The sequence below is a fragment of the Streptomyces sp. DH37 genome (genome assembly GCF_029813835.1).
In the GTDB taxonomy this organism is placed as follows: domain Bacteria; phylum Actinomycetota; class Actinomycetes; order Streptomycetales; family Streptomycetaceae; genus Streptomyces.
On record NZ_JARVKV010000029.1, the window covers coordinates 24,709 to 40,718 of the forward strand.

Annotated in this window: 28 protein-coding genes and 2 tRNA genes; 21 read left to right on the forward strand and 9 right to left on the reverse strand. The window is 72.3% G+C overall.

The features are described from left to right. Position 1: 1 nt before the first annotated feature. The 4 genes from QC029_RS16335 to QC029_RS16350 are packed head-to-tail and all read left to right on the forward strand — an operon-like array spanning position 2 to position 1,966. Entirely contained in the window at positions 2–1,174 is a 1,173-nt protein-coding gene (locus QC029_RS16335; protein WP_279556397.1) for a hypothetical protein, read from the forward strand. A 3-nt stretch (positions 1,175–1,177) separates the two neighbouring features. Then, positions 1,178–1,438 (forward strand): hypothetical protein, encoded by a 261-nt coding sequence (locus QC029_RS16340; RefSeq protein ID WP_279556398.1) that lies wholly within the window; start codon positions 1,178–1,180, stop codon positions 1,436–1,438. Between the two features lie 14 nt (positions 1,439–1,452). Beyond that, the gene (locus tag QC029_RS16345; RefSeq protein WP_279556399.1) at positions 1,453–1,752 is read left to right on the forward strand and encodes a hypothetical protein; all 300 of its coding nucleotides are present in this window, start codon (positions 1,453–1,455) and stop codon (positions 1,750–1,752) included. After that, positions 1,745–1,966 carry a hypothetical protein gene (locus QC029_RS16350; RefSeq protein WP_279556400.1) on the forward strand — a complete coding sequence of 74 codons (222 nt, stop codon included), beginning with the start codon at positions 1,745–1,747 and terminating at the stop codon, positions 1,964–1,966. The genes QC029_RS16345 and QC029_RS16350 overlap by 8 nt, the downstream gene beginning before the upstream one ends. Positions 1,967–2,033: 67 nt before the next feature. Here the strand turns inward: QC029_RS16350 and QC029_RS16355 are convergent, their stop codons facing one another. Both QC029_RS16355 and QC029_RS16360 read right to left on the reverse strand, forming a co-directional pair. After that, positions 2,034–2,528: a hypothetical protein gene (locus QC029_RS16355; RefSeq protein WP_279556401.1), complete on the reverse strand. Its 495-nt coding sequence runs from the start codon at positions 2,526–2,528 to the stop codon at positions 2,034–2,036. Between the two features lie 81 nt (positions 2,529–2,609). Next, on the reverse strand, positions 2,610–2,798 hold the full coding sequence (locus tag QC029_RS16360) for a hypothetical protein (RefSeq protein WP_279556402.1): 189 nt from the start codon (positions 2,796–2,798) through the stop codon (positions 2,610–2,612). Positions 2,799–3,023: 225 nt separating this feature from the next. On the opposite strand from QC029_RS16360, the gene QC029_RS16365 reads away from it, so the two are divergent. From QC029_RS16365 to QC029_RS16430, 14 genes are all read left to right on the forward strand, one after another. Beyond that, on the forward strand, positions 3,024–3,395 hold the full coding sequence (locus tag QC029_RS16365) for a hypothetical protein (RefSeq protein ID WP_279556403.1): 372 nt from the start codon (positions 3,024–3,026) through the stop codon (positions 3,393–3,395). A gap of 185 nt (positions 3,396–3,580) precedes the next feature. Then, positions 3,581–3,955 carry a hypothetical protein gene (locus tag QC029_RS16370; protein ID WP_279556404.1) on the forward strand — a complete coding sequence of 125 codons (375 nt, stop codon included), beginning with the start codon at positions 3,581–3,583 and terminating at the stop codon, positions 3,953–3,955. 153 nt (positions 3,956–4,108) lie between these two features. After that, positions 4,109–4,486, forward strand: a complete 378-nt coding sequence (locus QC029_RS16375) for a hypothetical protein (protein WP_279556405.1) — start codon at positions 4,109–4,111, stop codon at positions 4,484–4,486. A 144-nt stretch (positions 4,487–4,630) separates the two neighbouring features. Beyond that, positions 4,631–5,056: a hypothetical protein gene (locus QC029_RS16380; protein ID WP_279556406.1), complete on the forward strand. Its 426-nt coding sequence runs from the start codon at positions 4,631–4,633 to the stop codon at positions 5,054–5,056. A 4-nt stretch (positions 5,057–5,060) separates the two neighbouring features. Then, positions 5,061–5,348 (forward strand): hypothetical protein, encoded by a 288-nt coding sequence (locus tag QC029_RS16385; protein ID WP_279556407.1) that lies wholly within the window; start codon positions 5,061–5,063, stop codon positions 5,346–5,348. A gap of 189 nt (positions 5,349–5,537) precedes the next feature. Continuing rightward, positions 5,538–5,969 carry a DUF6221 family protein gene (locus tag QC029_RS16390; RefSeq protein ID WP_279556408.1) on the forward strand — a complete coding sequence of 144 codons (432 nt, stop codon included), beginning with the start codon at positions 5,538–5,540 and terminating at the stop codon, positions 5,967–5,969. Positions 5,970–6,005: 36 nt separating this feature from the next. Next, a tRNA-OTHER gene (locus tag QC029_RS16395) sits at positions 6,006–6,083 on the forward strand. 61 nt (positions 6,084–6,144) lie between these two features. Beyond that, a complete protein-coding gene (locus QC029_RS16400) occupies positions 6,145–6,474 on the forward strand; it encodes a hypothetical protein (RefSeq protein ID WP_279556409.1) in 330 nt (109 codons plus the stop codon). Positions 6,475–6,535: 61 nt separating this feature from the next. Then, entirely contained in the window at positions 6,536–6,763 is a 228-nt protein-coding gene (locus tag QC029_RS16405) for a hypothetical protein (RefSeq protein WP_279556410.1), read from the forward strand. A gap of 115 nt (positions 6,764–6,878) precedes the next feature. After that, a complete protein-coding gene (locus QC029_RS16410) occupies positions 6,879–7,205 on the forward strand; it encodes a hypothetical protein (protein ID WP_279556411.1) in 327 nt (108 codons plus the stop codon). A gap of 15 nt (positions 7,206–7,220) precedes the next feature. After that, on the forward strand, positions 7,221–7,409 hold the full coding sequence (locus tag QC029_RS16415; protein WP_279556412.1) for a hypothetical protein: 189 nt from the start codon (positions 7,221–7,223) through the stop codon (positions 7,407–7,409). Between the two features lie 38 nt (positions 7,410–7,447). Next, positions 7,448–7,915 carry a hypothetical protein gene (locus QC029_RS16420; RefSeq protein WP_279556413.1) on the forward strand — a complete coding sequence of 156 codons (468 nt, stop codon included), beginning with the start codon at positions 7,448–7,450 and terminating at the stop codon, positions 7,913–7,915. Between the two features lie 113 nt (positions 7,916–8,028). Beyond that, entirely contained in the window at positions 8,029–8,397 is a 369-nt protein-coding gene (locus tag QC029_RS16425) for a holin (RefSeq protein ID WP_279556414.1), read from the forward strand. A 361-nt stretch (positions 8,398–8,758) separates the two neighbouring features. After that, positions 8,759–9,322 carry a phage terminase small subunit P27 family gene (locus QC029_RS16430; protein WP_279556415.1) on the forward strand — a complete coding sequence of 188 codons (564 nt, stop codon included), beginning with the start codon at positions 8,759–8,761 and terminating at the stop codon, positions 9,320–9,322. 63 nt (positions 9,323–9,385) lie between these two features. Here the strand turns inward: QC029_RS16430 and QC029_RS16435 are convergent, their stop codons facing one another. From QC029_RS16435 to QC029_RS16465, 7 genes are all read right to left on the reverse strand, one after another. Continuing rightward, entirely contained in the window at positions 9,386–9,718 is a 333-nt protein-coding gene (locus tag QC029_RS16435; protein WP_279556416.1) for a hypothetical protein, read from the reverse strand. After that, positions 9,715–9,984, reverse strand: a complete 270-nt coding sequence (locus QC029_RS16440; protein ID WP_279556417.1) for an AlpA family transcriptional regulator — start codon at positions 9,982–9,984, stop codon at positions 9,715–9,717. Before QC029_RS16440 ends, QC029_RS16435 begins: the two co-directional genes overlap by 4 nt. Before the next feature lie 57 nt (positions 9,985–10,041). Next, a complete protein-coding gene (locus QC029_RS16445) occupies positions 10,042–10,197 on the reverse strand; it encodes a hypothetical protein (protein ID WP_279556418.1) in 156 nt (51 codons plus the stop codon). Positions 10,198–10,200: 3 nt separating this feature from the next. Further along, positions 10,201–10,440 carry a hypothetical protein gene (locus tag QC029_RS16450; RefSeq protein WP_279556419.1) on the reverse strand — a complete coding sequence of 80 codons (240 nt, stop codon included), beginning with the start codon at positions 10,438–10,440 and terminating at the stop codon, positions 10,201–10,203. 140 nt (positions 10,441–10,580) lie between these two features. Continuing rightward, positions 10,581–10,949, reverse strand: a complete 369-nt coding sequence (locus QC029_RS16455; RefSeq protein WP_279556420.1) for a hypothetical protein — start codon at positions 10,947–10,949, stop codon at positions 10,581–10,583. A 40-nt stretch (positions 10,950–10,989) separates the two neighbouring features. Continuing rightward, positions 10,990–11,061: transfer RNA gene (locus QC029_RS16460), tRNA-Ile, on the reverse strand. 51 nt (positions 11,062–11,112) lie between these two features. After that, positions 11,113–12,303 carry a DUF932 domain-containing protein gene (locus QC029_RS16465; protein WP_279556421.1) on the reverse strand — a complete coding sequence of 397 codons (1,191 nt, stop codon included), beginning with the start codon at positions 12,301–12,303 and terminating at the stop codon, positions 11,113–11,115. A gap of 169 nt (positions 12,304–12,472) precedes the next feature. Here QC029_RS16465 and QC029_RS16470 point away from each other — a divergent pair, with 169 nt between their 5' ends. From QC029_RS16470 to QC029_RS16480, 3 genes are read left to right on the forward strand one after another with little or no spacing between them, the layout of a single operon-like run. Continuing rightward, entirely contained in the window at positions 12,473–14,260 is a 1,788-nt protein-coding gene (locus QC029_RS16470; RefSeq protein WP_279556422.1) for a terminase large subunit, read from the forward strand. Between the two features lie 24 nt (positions 14,261–14,284). Then, positions 14,285–14,623 (forward strand): hypothetical protein, encoded by a 339-nt coding sequence (locus QC029_RS16475; protein ID WP_279556423.1) that lies wholly within the window; start codon positions 14,285–14,287, stop codon positions 14,621–14,623. 1 nt (position 14,624) lies between these two features. Continuing rightward, positions 14,625–16,007, forward strand: coding sequence for a phage portal protein (locus QC029_RS16480; RefSeq protein WP_279556424.1), 1,383 nt, complete (start codon positions 14,625–14,627; stop codon positions 16,005–16,007). Positions 16,008–16,010: the final 3 nt, after the last annotated feature.

The window sequence follows — 16,010 nt, forward strand, 5'->3', positions numbered from 1 at the left end:
CATGACCATCGACATCGCCCCCGACACCCCGCGCGCCGAGCAGGTCGGCCTGGCCGCCGGCCGCGCGTACGCGGCGGCCGCCGCCGCGGTGGCCGCCACGGTCCGCAAGGTCCCGGCGCCCACCGGGCACCGGCGGCTGGCCCGCCGCGCCGGCACCGGCCTGCGCGCGGCCTGCGGCAGGGGAGCGGTGTGGGCCGAGCGCCGCGCCCGCACCGCTCCCCGCCGCCTGCTCGGCGGTCTGAAGCGTCTCCTCGGCACCGGGAAGGCGCGCCTCACCCGGGCCGGCCTGGCCGCCGGGGGCTGCTGGTGGGCCTGGCAGTGGGCCGAGCGGGCGGGGGAGTCGCCCGTGTGGCTGGTGGCCGTACCCGCCGCGGCCGCCGCCGCGGTGGCCGCCTACGCCGCCGGCAGCGAGCCCGCCACGCCGCCCCTGACCCGCACCGAGCGGCGCCGCCAGCTCGCCGCGCTGCGCGACCTGCTGTGGGCCATCGACCAGCTCCTGGACGGCCGAGGCGGGCTGCACCTGGCGGCGCTGGCCGACCAGATCACCGCCCGCTCCACCGCCCTGGGCCGCCCGGTGACGTGCACCGTCGGCAGCCTCCGCGCGCTGCTGGACCCCCTCGGGGTGCCGATCCGCAGCCAGCTCGACGTCGGCGGCCGCAACGCGACCGGCATCCATGCCGGGGACTGGTCCGTGTGGCTGGCCCGCCACGGCGGCGCGCCCGCCCACCGCCCGACCGGCCCGGGCGCGCCCGCGCACGAGGGGGAGCAGCAGCCCACCCCGGCCGCCCCTACCCAGGAGCAGCCCCTCCCCCACGCCGAGACCGCTCCCCTCCCCACTCCCCTAGAGACCGAGAAGCCGCAGGTCAGCCGCGATGGTCTAGGTGCGAGATCTCAAGATCTCGCATCCGGGGACGCGCCCGGGAAGGGGCTGGAGGCGACCCGGCTCCTGTGGCACACCCGCGCCACGATCGGAACCGCCCGCGGTGCGCATCTGCGAGACATCCTCGCCCGCGCCCAGGCTGCGGGAGACTGCACCGGATGGACCGTCTCCCGGCTCCGCCGCGAGCTGGAGGCCGCCGGTATCCGCGTGGAGGACAAGCTCTGGCTGAAGGGTGGCAACACCCGCGGAGTCCTCGCCACATCCCTGCCCACCCCCGACCTCGAAAAGGTGTGAGAGATGCCCTTCCAGTACCGCTGCGGCGGCTGCGACGCCGCCGGCGACCCCCGCCCCCGCCGCCTCGGTGCCCGCACCGACCAGGCCGAGCACCGGCGCCTGGCCCACGGCGGCCTGAACCCGGGCGGCGACGGCATCCGCTACGCCGCGCCCAGCGCCCGGGGCCCGGCCATCACGGTCGGCGTGCTGCTGCTCCTGGTCGTCGTCAAGGAGCTGACCGGCCTGGCCCCGGAAGACATCGCCCGCCACCTCGGCCTGCTCTGAGAGGACCGGAACCCGTGAAGGTACGGATCGAAGCGCAGCTCGTCGACGCCCGGCGCGGCCAGTACCGCTGCGAGCTGGTGCTGACCGACGACCAGGACAAGGAGGTACGCCTGCCCGCCACGCTCACCGCACCCGACGACGAGCAGCTGCGCGCCCTGCTGGCCTCTGGCGAGCCTCTGGCGCTCGAGGTCAACGCGCCGCCCCTGGAGCGCGCCAGCGTCTCCCTGAACCCCCGCCAGTGGCCGTCTGAGACCGAACTCGAGACGGCCGTGCCCCGCCACACCACCACCGAAGAGAGGAACGATCATGAGTGAAGAAGAGGTCCGCGTCCGCGTGCTGCTGCTGCTCGGCGACCAGGCCGAGATCGTGGCCGACGTGCCGCCGGCCGAGCGCGCCGAGCCGGCCCGGTACCCGGCCGCCGAGATCGCCGCGGCGGTTGGCCTGGAGACGCGGGAGCTGCCGGGGAAGGTGCTGGCCGCCAGTGTCGGCCGGGACGACCGGCTGTCGGGCTGGCGCCTGGCCCAGTAGCGGCGCAGCGGCAAGGGCCCGGCCCCACCACGCTGGTGGGGCCGGGCCCTTGTGTGTGCGGCCGGCGTCAGGCCGTCTTGCGGGGCCGTCCGGGGCGGCGGTCCCATCCGGCGGCGAACCGGCGGATCGACTCGGCGGTGAACACCGGCCCGGACCGCAGCCGCGCGACGGGCCGGGGGAAGTCGTCCCGGGTGCGCTCGAGCTCGTTCACGCGCTGCCGGGAGACGCCCAGTTCCTCGGCCGCCTCCGCGTAGCCCATGAGGTCCTGCTCGCCGGGGCGCGCGGCCTCGGCCTCGGCGGCCTCGGCGGTACGGACCCGGACCTCGGCCAGGGCGGGCGCGGTGCCCAGGGCGTCGCGCAGCGCCGTACGGGCCGTCTTCAGCGCGGCCTCGGTCGCGGTGCCCAGGGTGGCCGCCTCGAGCCGCCAGACGAGCGTCAGACGGCCGCTGGAGGCGTCGTAGGCGGTGGCGCCGGGCACGGCCTGGCCGAGTCGGTGCAGGTCCACCAGGAGGCCGCCGGCGTCGGCGGTGACGGTGGCCTGCCACTGCTGCTGTTGTGTCATCGTGGTTCCTCCGGTGTGCGGCTGTTCGGTCGTGTGTCCGGATGGGCGGGGGGCCGCGATACCGGCGCGGCCCCCCGCTGCTCACTCCTCCTCGGGGAAGTGGAGTCCAGCGCCGCGCAGCACGCTGATCAGGTCGATCCACTCACCCGCCGTGACGGGGGTGCGGTGGAACGTGATCGTCACGTAGCCACGGCTGAACATCCACATACCGCTGTCGGCCTGCCAGGACTTGAAGCCCTGCCGGTCGAGCGCCGCGAGGAGCGTGTCCATCCGGTCTCCCATTGGTATTTCACCTCCCTTCCCTTGCCGCTGTCAAGGAATACGTTACCCGAAACCCTGAACGGATGCAAGGGTTATCGACCGGAAAGGGGGACCGGATCTCACCCCTTTCCGCTGTTGCAATGACTCATCCAGTGCTGTAAAGTACTCATCAGAGGGCGGGGCCACGAACCCCGCACCTCACGACCCATCACAAATCAAGAGAGGACGGACGCCATGTCTGACCAGGAAGACCGGATGCGGGGCATGTTCCGCGAGCACCTGGAGGCGACCTACCGGACCATCAAGGTGGTCTGCGGGGCCCTCCCGGTGCCGATCGAACTCCCCGACTTCGGGGCGGACATCCTGGAGCGGATCGAGGCAGTCGGCCGCGCGGCGGAGCTGGTGTGTGAACAGCCCCTGCCGTCCGAGCCGATGACCAACGCCGAGCTGATGTGCCACTACTGGGTGGCGGCAGCGGAGCTGTCGATCCTCGACCGCATCGAGCCGCGCTCCCACCGCGTCGCCAGCGCCTCCGTGGTGCTGGTGACCGGACATCAGGCCGGACTCGACTTCATGTTGTGGTTCCGTAACCAGCGGGAGGACTGACCTCCCACCAGGGGCCGCCCCCCGGCATCCAGCCGGGGGGCGGCCCCTTCGCGTACCCCTGGGCCGGCCCCTCGCCCATGAGTGTTGCAATGACTCATCCAGTGCTGTAAAGTACTCATCAGAGGGCGGGGCCACGAACCCCGGACCTCACGACCCATCACAACAGCAGAGAGGACGGACATCACATGTCTGACGAGCCTGAGCGCGGCATGGAGCGCCTGATGGTGCTGATCGTGGACTTCTACGATCTGCTCGCGGCCCTCCTGGCCAAGCTGCCGGTGCCGATCGCCCTCCCCGAGGGCCCGGTCTACGACTCCGTAGAGATGACCTCTGCGGTACGGCGCGTGGCTGAGATCATCGGCGACCAGCCGGTGAGCGAAGACGTGAAGATCGGCGTCTGGGCGGCCAGCCTGCACTGGCTCACCGCAGCCGAGATGTTCAGCCTGCTCCGCGTCGGGGGCTGGGATGGCATCAGGGCCGATCAGGTCCGGATCATCCTGGCATCCGGCGAAGCCGGTCTTGAAGGTGCCGCTGACGCGCTGCTGAGGGACCAGGAGTGAGGCAGGGGGTGCCCCGGCAGCCAGCCGGGGCACCCCGCCCTCTCTGACTACGGGTGTTGCAATCACTAAGCGAGTGCTGTAAAGTACTCATCAGAGGGCGGGGCCACGAACCCCGGACCTCACAACCCACTCACCGAGAGAAAGGACGACCCCATGGCCGACCACGACGACGAGATGACCGGCCACCTCGGCGAGCACCTGTCCAAGGTGTACGCGCTGCTGGTCATGGTCTGCGACCACCTCCCCCTCCCCATCGCCCTGCCCACCGGGTTCGTGATGGGGGACGAGGCCATCACCGCCGTCCAGCGCGTGGCCGAGATCGGCCGCGACCAGACCCTCCCCGAGGACCGCAAGGCCGAACTCGTCACGGGCTGCCTGTTCTGGCTCGGCGCGCTGGACCTCCTCCGCATCCAGATGGAGGAGCCGCACCCGGTGCGCGTCCACTCCGCCGCCGCCTGCCTGATCACGGCGGAGCGGAACCTGGCCAGCCTCGGCATGTGGCTGGCGAAGGAAGAAGGCCACCAGGAGTGACCCGACCGGCCGCCCCGGCACCCAGCCGGGGCGGCCCGCCCGCAGAAACGAAAAGGACCGGCAGGGCCGGGCCGAAGCCCACACCACCGAAGCGGCGTCACGAAACCCTTGCCGGTCACAACCCATCCGAAAGGACGGACCCCCATGGTACCCCGCACCAAGCGCACCCCCGAGACCGTCGCAGAGATCGCCGCCCGCACCGGCCGCCCCCTCGCCACCGTCCGCAACACCTGGGCCCGCCGCGCCGACTGGCCCGCCCCCGTCGGCACGCGCGGCCGCTGGAACACCTACGACCCCGCCGACGTGGACGCCTGGCTCGCCACGCACACCGCCCGACCGGCCGCCGCCCTGGAGCCCGCCCGCCTCTACACCGCCCAGGAGCTGGAGGCCGCCGGGATCGGCGTCACCGCCTCCACCATCCGCGCCGACCTCTCCCGCTCCCGCAAGCCCGACCAGCCGCGCCGCTGGCCCGAGCCGGACGACACCAGCGGCGGCGTCAACCGCTGGACAGGCCGCACCGTCACAGCCGCCCTGGCCGCCCGGCGCAGCTACCGCCGCCGGGCACAATGAGCCCATGACCCCCGACCTGGTGCCGCTCTACCGCGACCATGACGACAGCGCCGCCGTCCTGGTCGGCGGACCCAACGACGGCCGGCGACTGGACATCGCCGGCCGCCGGCCGCCCGAGTACCTGGACACCACCGTCGACCCCGGCCCGCCCATGGCCGACCTCGACACCCAGACGATCTACCCCACGCTGCGCATCGCCCGCTACCGGCTCGCCCTGGACGAGGACGGCCTCCCCAGCCGCGCCGACGACGGAGCCTTCCGCTACCAGTACCACGACGACAGGCGGGTGTGACGCGCGTGCACCGCCCATACCCCGACACCGGGCGCGCCCGCCGCCAGGTAGAGCGACACCGCCGGGAGCGCCCGCCCGTCGTGCGCTACCTCGCGCGGATCGGCGTGGCCGTGGAGTCCTGGCAGGCCCGCCTCATGCAGCAGTGGACGGACACCGCGCCAGCGGACCGCCGTACGGCAGACTGACGCCATGAGCGACGAGCTAGTCGAGTTCCTGCGGGCGCGGCTCGACGAGGACGAGAAAGCGGCGCGCGCCGCGACGAACCACACCGGGCGATGGCGGTGGGACCACGGCTTCGGGGACATGTGCAACGACGCGGAGTGCCCGTACGGCGAGCTGATGGAAGAACCCGGCCCAGGCGACACGCACGATGGCACAGTGCTGATGCAGGTTCACGGCTACGACGTCACGGTCCCGTGGCAGGGAGCAGCCCACATCGCCCGCCACGACCCGGCCCGCGTGCTCGCCGAGGTGGGGGCGAAGCGGGCCATCATCGAAGAGGCAGAGAGCGTGTGGAACAGCGACGTTGATGGCGTCTTCGGCCGCGGAATGACGATCCTCCGCCTCCTCGCGCTGCCGTACGCCGGCCACCCCGACTGCCGGCCCGATTGGCGGCCCTGACAGGTCTGCCTGCCACACTGGCATCTGCGCGTCCTCAGCGGGGTAGCTCAGCCAGCTCAGAGCAACCGGGCTCATCCCCGGCACAGACGCGGGTTCAAATCCCTGCCCCCGCTGAGGACGCGCCTCCGACTCTGGAAGCATCACCCCATGACGCACCGCCCATGAGAAGGCCCGGGTGCCGCGCCACGGTTGGGCGCCCGGGCCGCCCCAACTGCTCTCCTACGGCAGCGAGGTGTCCATGGTTGATCTGGGGCCGCTCCACCGCGACCAGGACGACAGCGCCGCCGTCCCGAGCTTCACGGAGGCGTACGCGAACTGGGACTTGGTGGGCTGCACGCCAGGCTGCCGCCGGCCCTGGCGCCGCCGGCGGTGGCACGCCCCGCGCATCTGGACGTGCCCCGGCTGCCGTACCCGCTGGACCGTGGAGGGCCGCACCTGGACCGAGGTGATGTCGGCGCGGCAGCTCGCCCGCCTGGAGGCCGAAGTGCTCGGCGAGGAGCCGTAGAGCAGCGCCGTACGGCGCACGTGTGTGCGAATAGGCACCGGCCGCGGGCAAGATCAACGCCGTGACCGCCCGCACCCCCCTCGGCAGAGACGGCCGCCCCCTCATCACCACCGCCCAGGCCGCCTACACCCTCGGCAAGCCCACCGCCGCGGCGTTCCGGGCCTGGGCCCGCCGCCACAGCATCACCCACGCCGCCCGCCGCCCCACCGGCGGCCCCGGACACCCCGAAGCGCTGTGGGACCTCGCCGACATCACCGACGCGATACGACGCCAGCACGACGCAGCTTGACAATCCGCAGGTCAGCGGCGCACGCTTCACCACATACGTTGCACGCAGTGCCTCTTCAGGCCCGGCCCACCGCCGGGCCTTTCGCATGCCCGCCCCCGTCGAGAGGAGATCGGCCATGCCCCGCGCGTCCCTCCCTGTCACCAAGCTGACCGACGCCGGGGTCGCCGACCCCGCCCCGACGGCCGGCGACCCCGTGAACCAGCACTCGATGCCGAACACTGGCAAGACCGTGCTCCGCGTGACCAACACCGGCGCGGCCGCGCACACCCTCACCCTCGGCACGCCGGTCACCGTCGGCGGCAAGGCCGTCGACGACACCGACGTCAGCATCCCGGCCGGGGAGACCCGCACGTTCGGCAGCCTCTCCCCCGCGCTGTACGGCACGAACGTGCCCATCGACGTCGACTCCGCCGAGCTGACCCTGATCGTCTTCGAGCCCTGACCGAGGAGCCCGCCCATGCCCAAGATCATGACCAGCGCCAAGCAGCTCGGCACCTACCGCCGCGAACTCCTGGAAGAAGGTGTTCCCCCAGCCCTCGCCGACCAGCTCGTCCTGAAGGCTGCCGAGCACATGCACAACCGGGCCCGCCTGATCACTCAGCACAACGACTCTGCGGGGCCAGTCGACAAGCCCACGACAGACTGACCTTGATCGTCTTCGAGTCCTGACCAGGGAGCCCGCCCGTGCCCGCCCGCTCCCGTACCCGCTGCCCCCGCTGCCGCGCCCCCCACGGCGGTACCGGCGAATGCGACTCCTGCCGTCACCGCGCCGTCACCATCGTCTACGGACCGCCCTGCGCCGGGAAGACCACGTACGTCACCCAGCGCGCCCGCCCCGGCGATCTCGTCCTGGACCTCGACGCCATCGCCCAGGCCCTCGGCTCACCGAACGACCACGGCCACCCGCCCGCCCTGATCCCCTTCGCGATCGAGGCACGCGACGCCGTGCTCACCCGCCTGACCCGCGCACACGAACTGCGCCACGCCTGGGTCATCACCAGCCGGGCCGACGTCCTCGCCCGTCTGCCCGGCGCCCAGCTCGTCACCCTCGACGTGCCCGCCGACGAGTGCAAGCGCCGCGCCCGCGCGGCCGGACGCCCGCCCCGCTGGGACGCCCACATCGACCGCTGGTGGCGCGAGTACCGCTCCTGACCCCCCGGGGCATCACGCACACGGGGGGCCGGCCCTTCAGCAGACCCCCCCACCCATCCCACGCCGGGGGGTCGTTCTCCACACACCCCCCCTCACCCCGCGGAAGGGGGGTCATGCCCACCAGGCCCCGGTCCCGCTGCCCCCGCTGCCGCCGCCCTCTGGACGCCAAGGGCCGCTGCACCGCCCAGTGCCGCACCCGCCGCCGCGCCGCCAGCCAACGCTCACGCGGCAGCTCCACCGCCCAGGGCTACGGCGGCGAGCACCGCACCCGCTTCCGCCCCGCCGTCCTGGCGCGCGACCCGGTGTGCGTCATCTGCGGCGTAGAGCCCAGCGTCGTAGCCGACCACTGGCCCCTGGACCGCAAGGAGCTGGTCGCCCGGGGCGAGGACCCGAACGACCCGCGGCACGGCCGCGGCCTGTGCCGCTCGTGCGACAGCTCCCAGACGGCCCGCAGGCAGCCCGGGGGCTGGAACCGCCGCTGAAGGCCCCTCACACACCCCGTACGGGCCTCTCACAGCCCCTCACAGACCCCTGCGCGCCCCCTCCCGGCGCCCCTCAGGCCCCCTCCAGACCCCTCCGGCCGGCCTCCCGGCCGGCCCCAAACGACCCGCCGGGCACCATCGCGGCAAGCCTCTGACCTGCGCAAACGCGCAAGGACCGAGCGCGCAGGGCCCTGACCTGCGGCTTTGGGGAGGGGGGAGGGGTCGACGACCTCAGTTGATCTTGGTCCGAGCGCCTGGGTGATGAATCTCTCGCGCTGACGTAAGTCCCGGATTTGTGCAGCGCGAGCCTGTGACCTGCACGCATGCGTCTGACCTGGACGTATGCCGCTGACCTGCGGCGATGCGCACCGCTTGCGCGTTCGCCCTGGTCAGAGCCCTGACGGGTGCGCGGCGCCCCTGCTACTCGGAGGTGACCATGGGACGAGCCGGCCAGGGCCGCCCCTCCAAGCCCACGTCGCTCAAGGTGCTGCACGGCGACCGCAAGGACCGGATCAACGACACCGAGCCGGTGCCGGACGAAGGCGCGATCGAGCCGCCCGGGTGGCTGGTGGAGCTCGACCGCCAGGCGGACGCCGGCCAGGAGACCGCACTGGACCTCTGGCACCGCCTGGCCCCGGACCTGATCCGCAAGCGGGTGCTGACCCCGTGGGACACGGAGGCGTTCGCCGTGTTCTGCGACGCGGTGATCGGGCACCGGCGGGCCGCGGTGCAGCTGGCCACTGAGGGGCTGACGGTCCAGGGCTCGCGGGGCGTGGTGAAGAACCCGATGCTGACCGCGCTGAAGGACTACACCGAGATCGTCGTCCGGTACGGCTCCCGCTTCGGGCTCACCCCGTCCGACCGCGCTTCGCTCAGCCTCGGCGGCGAGCAGCGGGACCCGAAGGAGGACCTGCTCAGCGGGTAGCCGCTGCGGCGCCGCGGCCGGCGGCCCGGGCAGCTCGGCGCGGGCGGCCGCGGCTGGCGGCGCTCAGGCGGCCTGGTCCCGTCCGGCCAGGGAGAGGCCAAGGACCATGAAGGCGGCCAGGAGCGCGACGCCGGCGGTGGCTCCGTACCGCCACTCCCCCGCCCAGATCCACCCGACGAGGAGCGCCGGGACGGCGAGGAACAGGAGCGCGGCCACCCACTTCAGCGGGCCGGCGGGGTGCTCGCCGGTGTCGTCCTGGCCGTGCTTCTCGAGGACGACGGGGCCGCTGGTCAGCTGAGCCTCAGCGATGGTCAGGCCGGCGTCGTGCAGGGCGTCGACGGCGCGGCGCTTGGTCTCCTGGTCGGCGTCCCGTATGGCGATGATCAGCGTGGTCATGCGTCGCTCCCGCTGTTGGGGTTCTTCCGCGGTCGTCCGCCGCCGGTGCCGCGGCCGGGCCGGTTCGCCATCCAGGTCTCGATGGTGTCCGGCAGCCAGAGGGGTACGCGGCTGAATACATCATCCGGCGGCGGGAAGTCACCCGGGCGGGACGTGCCGTCGCGCCGGCGGATCGCGGCCTTGTTGTGGTAGCCGCGCACCGTGGGGTAGGTCAGGCCGGTCAGCTCCGCGACGGCGTGGAGGTCGAGATACTTGGGCCGCGTCATGCGGGTGAGGATATCGGCCGGGGCGGTGCTACGGCATCTCGCCCCGGCCGGGGTCGGTCACTGCTCGTCGTCGGAGGCGGCCGTGCAGGTGCGGTGCGGGCGGGTCTGCGGCGGGATGCCGTTGTCGGTGTAGTCGGCGGAGAACCGGCCGCCGCAGTCGGCGCACTCGTAGTGCGCGGTGACGCGCAGCAGCTCGGCGGGCTCGTGGTCCATGGGTCAGGGGTTCCTCGAGTCGGCGGGTTCGCGGTAGTGGGCGTCGCCGGGCTGGTCCTCGTCGGCGTGGGCGTCGGCCCAGATGTCGGCGGCGTCGGGCGCGCCGAGCGCGGCCAGCAGCTCGGCGAGGACGTCGGCCTCGGTGCAGGTGAGGGATCCGGCGATGTCGTACGCCAGTTGCTGGTCGCCCCAGGTGTCGGCGAACAGCTCGGCGACGTCGGCCGGGATGGTGATGGTGCTCATGGTCTCCTCCGTGTGGTGGCGGGGAGGTCCCGGCGCGGGAAGCGAGTCGGTGGGGTTGGGGCCCCGGGTCGCATGTCCCGCGCCGGGACGGCTGGGGAGTTGCCGGGCCGCGCGGGGGCGCGGCCCGGCAACCGGCTGGGTCAGCGCAGTCCGGCGATCTCTTCGAGGCGGTGGATGGCGGTCTCTTCGTCCTCCCACCAGAACGTCTCGTCCTCGGTGAGGCCGAGCGCTTCGCACGCCGCGTCGCCGATGTTGCAGGTCCGCTCGTCCTTCTCGGCGTAGACGCTGAGGGGTGTGCTGACGATGGTCCAGCCGGTGAGGTGCGCGGCCCATCCGGCGGCGCACAGGGTGGTGCCGCAGGTGATGGCGCCGGGCTCCAGCTCCTCGCCGGGGGCGAGGTTGGTCCACTCCTCCATGTCGAAGGCGTCGGGCTGGGCGCGGATCGCGTCGAGGATGGCGCGTGCCAAGGCGGCCGGGGTCTGCGGCTGCTGCGTGAGGTGACCGGTCATCGGTTGCTGCTCCGTTCTGCCACGGGCGGTGTGGGTGGCGTACCTGCGGCGGGATTCGAACCCGCGACCGTCGGCTTATAAGACCGCTGCTCTGCCGCTGAGCTACGCAGGCTGGGGGCGGGGTGTCCGGGCCGGGTGGGGGTCCGGCCCGGACACCCGAGGGTCAGCGGCGCAGGAGCATCAGCTTCCGGTGGGCCTTGGACTTGATCTCGTCGTCCGCGCCTTCCAGGAGCCGCTGGCCGCGCGCTCCGATGGGGTTGCCCTTCAGCGCGCCGGACGGGCGGATCGGGGCGTAGTGGTCCAGGTACTCGGTGACCGCGCGCTCTGCGGCGTAGGCGGTGCGGCCGGACCGCTCGGCCTCGGTGCGGAACAGATCGTCCAGCTTGTCGGTCCGCTTGGCCGCGATGGTGCGGGTGCGGTCGGTGGCGTCCTCGTCCAGCGGCCACAGGCTGTTGATCACCTTGTGGAAATCGTTGATCGCCAGGTCGGTGCGGGCCAGCGCGGTTTCCTCGGCCGCCCACTGCTCGTAGTAGCGGATCGACAGGCCGAGCGTGCGGCGGGCTTCCTTGATCCGGTCGGTGGCCGACGCGGTGTGCCGCACCGTCCAGCGGGTGTACGCGTCGCGGACGGCGAAGCGTTCGGTGTTGCCGCACACCGGCCGCCACGGGGTGACCACCACGGTGAAGGGGTGGTTCCCGTCGTGGGCGTTGATCGCCGAGATGAACGGGATGATCTTGTCGTTGATCCCCTCGGCGTCCACGGTGACGTGTTCCGGCAGGCGCAGGGAGATGAAGACCTTGCGGCCGCCGCGCAGCGCCCCGGCGCTCTCCCAGATGACGCCCATGTCGGCGACGAGTTCCTGAAGGAACGCGAACGCGGCCCGGTTCTGGATCACCTCGTAGCGGGCCCCGACGGTGCCGAGCGCGGCCCCGGTGTCGGCGCGGACGGTGGTGAACTTGTCGGTGTGGGTGAGGATGTCGCCCTGCCACTCGTACAGGGCGGGGACGCGCTTCACGTCGTAGGCGATCCCGGCCAGCTCCAGCACCGTGTCCACGTCGGAGGTCCCGCCGGGGATGATCTGGCCGAGGCCGTGCCAGGCGGGGACGGCGGAGTACAGCGCGGCCCGGTCGCCGGTCATGTCCAGCCCGTGCTGGGGCATGCCGGTGGCGGACAGGATCTCGCCCCGGTCCCACCCGGTGAGGACGCGGTAGCGGCCGTCGGCCAGGCGCTCGACCTCACCCCGCGCGATGCGCTCGGCGAGGCGGGCTTCCCAGGCGCGGGCGGCGTCGATCTGCTCGGCGCGCTCGGTGGCGAAGGCGGCATTCACGTCGGTCACGTCGGTGGTGATGGTCATGGTCTGCCCCTCCCGGAAACTTTAACCGCGTTCTGCGGTCTATGTATATAGTGCCTCGAATCCCCGAACTTTGCAAGCGAAATGCGGTCTAAGTTTTGGGAACTGCGGGAGGTTGCGATGCGAAGGAGCGGAAAGCCGGGGGGCCTCTCCGCCCGGATCGGAGACCGCCGTGGCCGCGGAAACGCCCGCCTCCACCCGACCGCGTAAGGCCTCCCGGGCGCGCCGCCGGCCGTACACGATCAACCACGACAAGCGGTGGCGGCCGAAGGACAAGCGCGGTACGACCTGCGGCTACACCTTCCGCGGACAGACCTGCACGAAGAAGGGCGCCCACTACTGCGCGCCACGTGCCGACCGCGTGGTGGCCTTTTTCTCCGAACTCCTCGTCCACACCAAGGGCCCGCACAAGCGCAAGCCGTTCATCCCCGAGCCGTGGCAGGAACACGAGATCCTGCGGCCGATGTTCGGCGAGGTCCTTTGGTCCAGCGAATACGACTGCTACGTCCGCCGGTACCGCATCGCGTACATCGTCCTCGCCCGGAAGAACGGGAAGAGTGAGATCGCGGCCGGCATCCTGCTGTACCTCCTCATCGGCGACGACGAGGAAGCCGCGGAGGTCTACGGCGCCGCCGCCGACACCAAGCAGGCCGGGAAGGTGTTCGAACCGGCCTTGAGGATGGTGCAGCTCCAGCCGGTCCTGAACAAGCGCCTCAAGCACGTCCGCAACGCGCGCAGGTTGGTCGACGAGACGATGGCCTCCCACTACGAGGTCATCACCGCCGACGCCCAGGGCGAGCTGGGCCACAACCCGCACGGCTTCTGCCTGGACGAGGTGCTGTCCCAGCCGGACGGGTCGCTGTGGGAGGCGATGACCACCGCGGTGGGCGCCCGCCTCCAGGAGATGCTGTGCGCGATCACCACCGAGACCAACGACCCGGCCAGCTTCGGGGCGGACCTGATCGACGAGGCCGAGCGGGTCCAGCAGGACCCGGCCCGGGCGCCGCACATCTTCGCCTTCGTGCGGAAGTTCCCCCGCACCGACGAGGAACTGGCGGCGCTGCACCGGATCTTCCCCGGGCACCCGGACCTGCCGACCAGCCTGGACCCGTGGGACGAGGCGAACTGGAAGTGGCCGAACCCCGCGCTGGGGGCCTTCAAGTCGCTGGACGCGATGCGCCGCCAGGCGCTCGAGGCCAAGGCGAGCCCGAACAAGGAGAACGGCTTCCGGCAGTTCCAGCTCAACCAGCGGGTATCCCAGGTCACCCGGTTCGTGCCGATGGACCTGTGGGGCTCCTGCACCGGGGAGGTCGCTCCGAATCCGGAGTGGCTGCGGCCCCGGCTCGCCGGCGAGAAGTGCTGGGCCGGCCTGGACCTCTCGAGCAAGTTCGACTTGACGGCCTGGTGCCTGTTCTTCGAGGACGGCTCGGCGCTGTGGCGGTTCTGGGTACCGGAGTCGGTCGTGCCCACCCTCGACAAGGCCACCGACGACAAGTTCAGCCTCTGGGTGCGTGACGGCTGGGTCACCGCGACCGACGGCGACGTCATCGACTACGAGTCGATCTACGCCGCCATCGAGGAGGACAACGCGACCTTCGCCATCGTCGACGCCACCTACGACAAGTGGTGCGGCGAGCCCGTACGCCAGGCCATCGAGGACCGCACCGGCCTGGAGATGGTCGAGTCGAACACCACCTTCGAACGGATGACGCAGCCGATGACGGAGATGCTGCGGCTGCTGAAGACCCGCGGCATCACCCACTACGGCAACCCCGTGGCCGCGTGGTGCGCGGACAACCTCGAGGCCAAGCGGCCGCGCGACGACCCCGACCGGATCCGCCCGGTCAAACCGGAGAGGAACAAGACCGGGAAGCGCATCGACGGGATGCCCGCCCTGTTCTTCGCCATCGACGGCTCTCTGGCCGTGGACGAGGCCGGCGCCGCCGCCGACATCTTCTGACCGAACCTCTTCAGGGAGTCACCGATGCACCGTGCTGCCGCTGTCGCCTGCCTGGCTGCCGGCGTGCTGCTCCTGGCCGGGCCCGGCTGGGCGCTGCTCGCCCTGGGCGTGATGCTCCTGGCCGCCGCGCCCCGGCAGGAGCAGCGGGAGCCGGTGACGCTGGACGCCGTGCGCGAGCGCGCCCGCGCGGCCGGAGCGTGGGCGCAGCAGGCGCCGCGGCGGGCGGCGGCCGCGGCGTCCATGGCCGTCGGCGTCACCGGTGTTCCCGCCGGGGTGCTGCTGCTGTACGGGGGCGGGGCCGCGGTCCTCACCGCTGGAGGGATGGCCGTGGTGCTGTCGCTGCTGACCGGATGGAACGCCTGAGATGGGGTGGCTGACCGGCCCGCCTCAGCGGGTGGAGACCAAGGCGGTGGAGGGCCAGGCGTTCGGCACCTCCCTGGGGCTGGGCGTCAACAGCCCGGACTACCCGGCCGCCGGGTTCCTGCCCTACGCGGAAGCCGGGTTCGGGCGGAACGAATTGGTCTACGCCTGCATCATGGAGAAGGCCACCTCGCTGCCGGAGGCGCCGCTGCGGGTGTACGGGCCGGACGGGCTCGGCGAGCCCCGCGAGAACCACCCGCTGCGCGAGCTGATCACCAACCCCAACCCGATGCTGACCGAGTTCGAGCTGTTCGAGCTGACGGTCATCCACATGGACCTGGCCGGCATCGCGTTCTGGGAGATCATCCGGGACCAGGCCGGGCGACCGGTGCAGCTGTGGCCGCTGCGCCCGGACCTCGTGCGGTTCATCCGGCAGCGCAACGGCCGCACCCGGTACGGCTACCTGCTCGGCGGGTCCATCGTCGACCTCGGCACCGACGTGCTCGCGTTCCGCTACCCCAACCCGGTCGATCCGCTGGTCGGGCAGGCGCCGCTGCGGCCGGCGCTGCGGGCTGTCGCTCTGGACAACGAGGCCACCGACTTCGTGAAGCACCTGCTCCAGAACCGGGCCGTGCCCGGGGTGGTCATCACCACCCAGCGCAAGGTCGACCAGGAGGTCTCAGACAGGCTCGCTACGAAGTGGAAGCAGAAGTTCGGCGGGTCCAAGCGCGGTGAGCCCGCGGTCCTCCAGGCCGGGATGGACGTCAAGGTGCTGGGCCTGGACCTGAACAGCCTGGAGTTCCCGGACCTGCGGACCATCAGCGAGGCGCGGATCTGCTCGGCTTTCGGAGTGCCGCCCATCCTGGTCGGCGCGAAGGTCGGCCTCGACCGGTCGACGTTCGCCAACTACAAGGAGGCCCGTACCTCCTTCTGGGAGGAGACGATCCTCCCCCTCCAGCGGCGGATCGGCGACGTCATCACCGCCCGCCTCCTGCCCGAGGTGCTCGACGCCCAGTTCGCCATGCCCCGCAAGGTGACCGTCCGCTGGGACCGCAGCCAGGTCCTCGCGCTGAAGGAGTCCGAGCAGGCGATCTGGGAGCGCGCGAACAACGCGCTGCGCTCCGGCGCGATCACGGTCAACGAGTTCCGGAAGATCGTCGGCCTCCCGCCGGACCCCGGCGCGGACGTGTACCTGCGCCCCGCCGGCGTCACCCCCACCCTGGCCGACGGCACCCCGACCGGCGGCGGCGAGCCAGCCGCAGGCACCGACGGCGGCGGCCAGGACGGCGGCCAGGAGGAGACCGGGCCGGAAGGCGCGGCCCTCTCCGACGCGGAACTGGCCCGGTTCCTGACCGCCTCCCTGCCGCGCCGCCCCCTGCGGGGGTGAGCG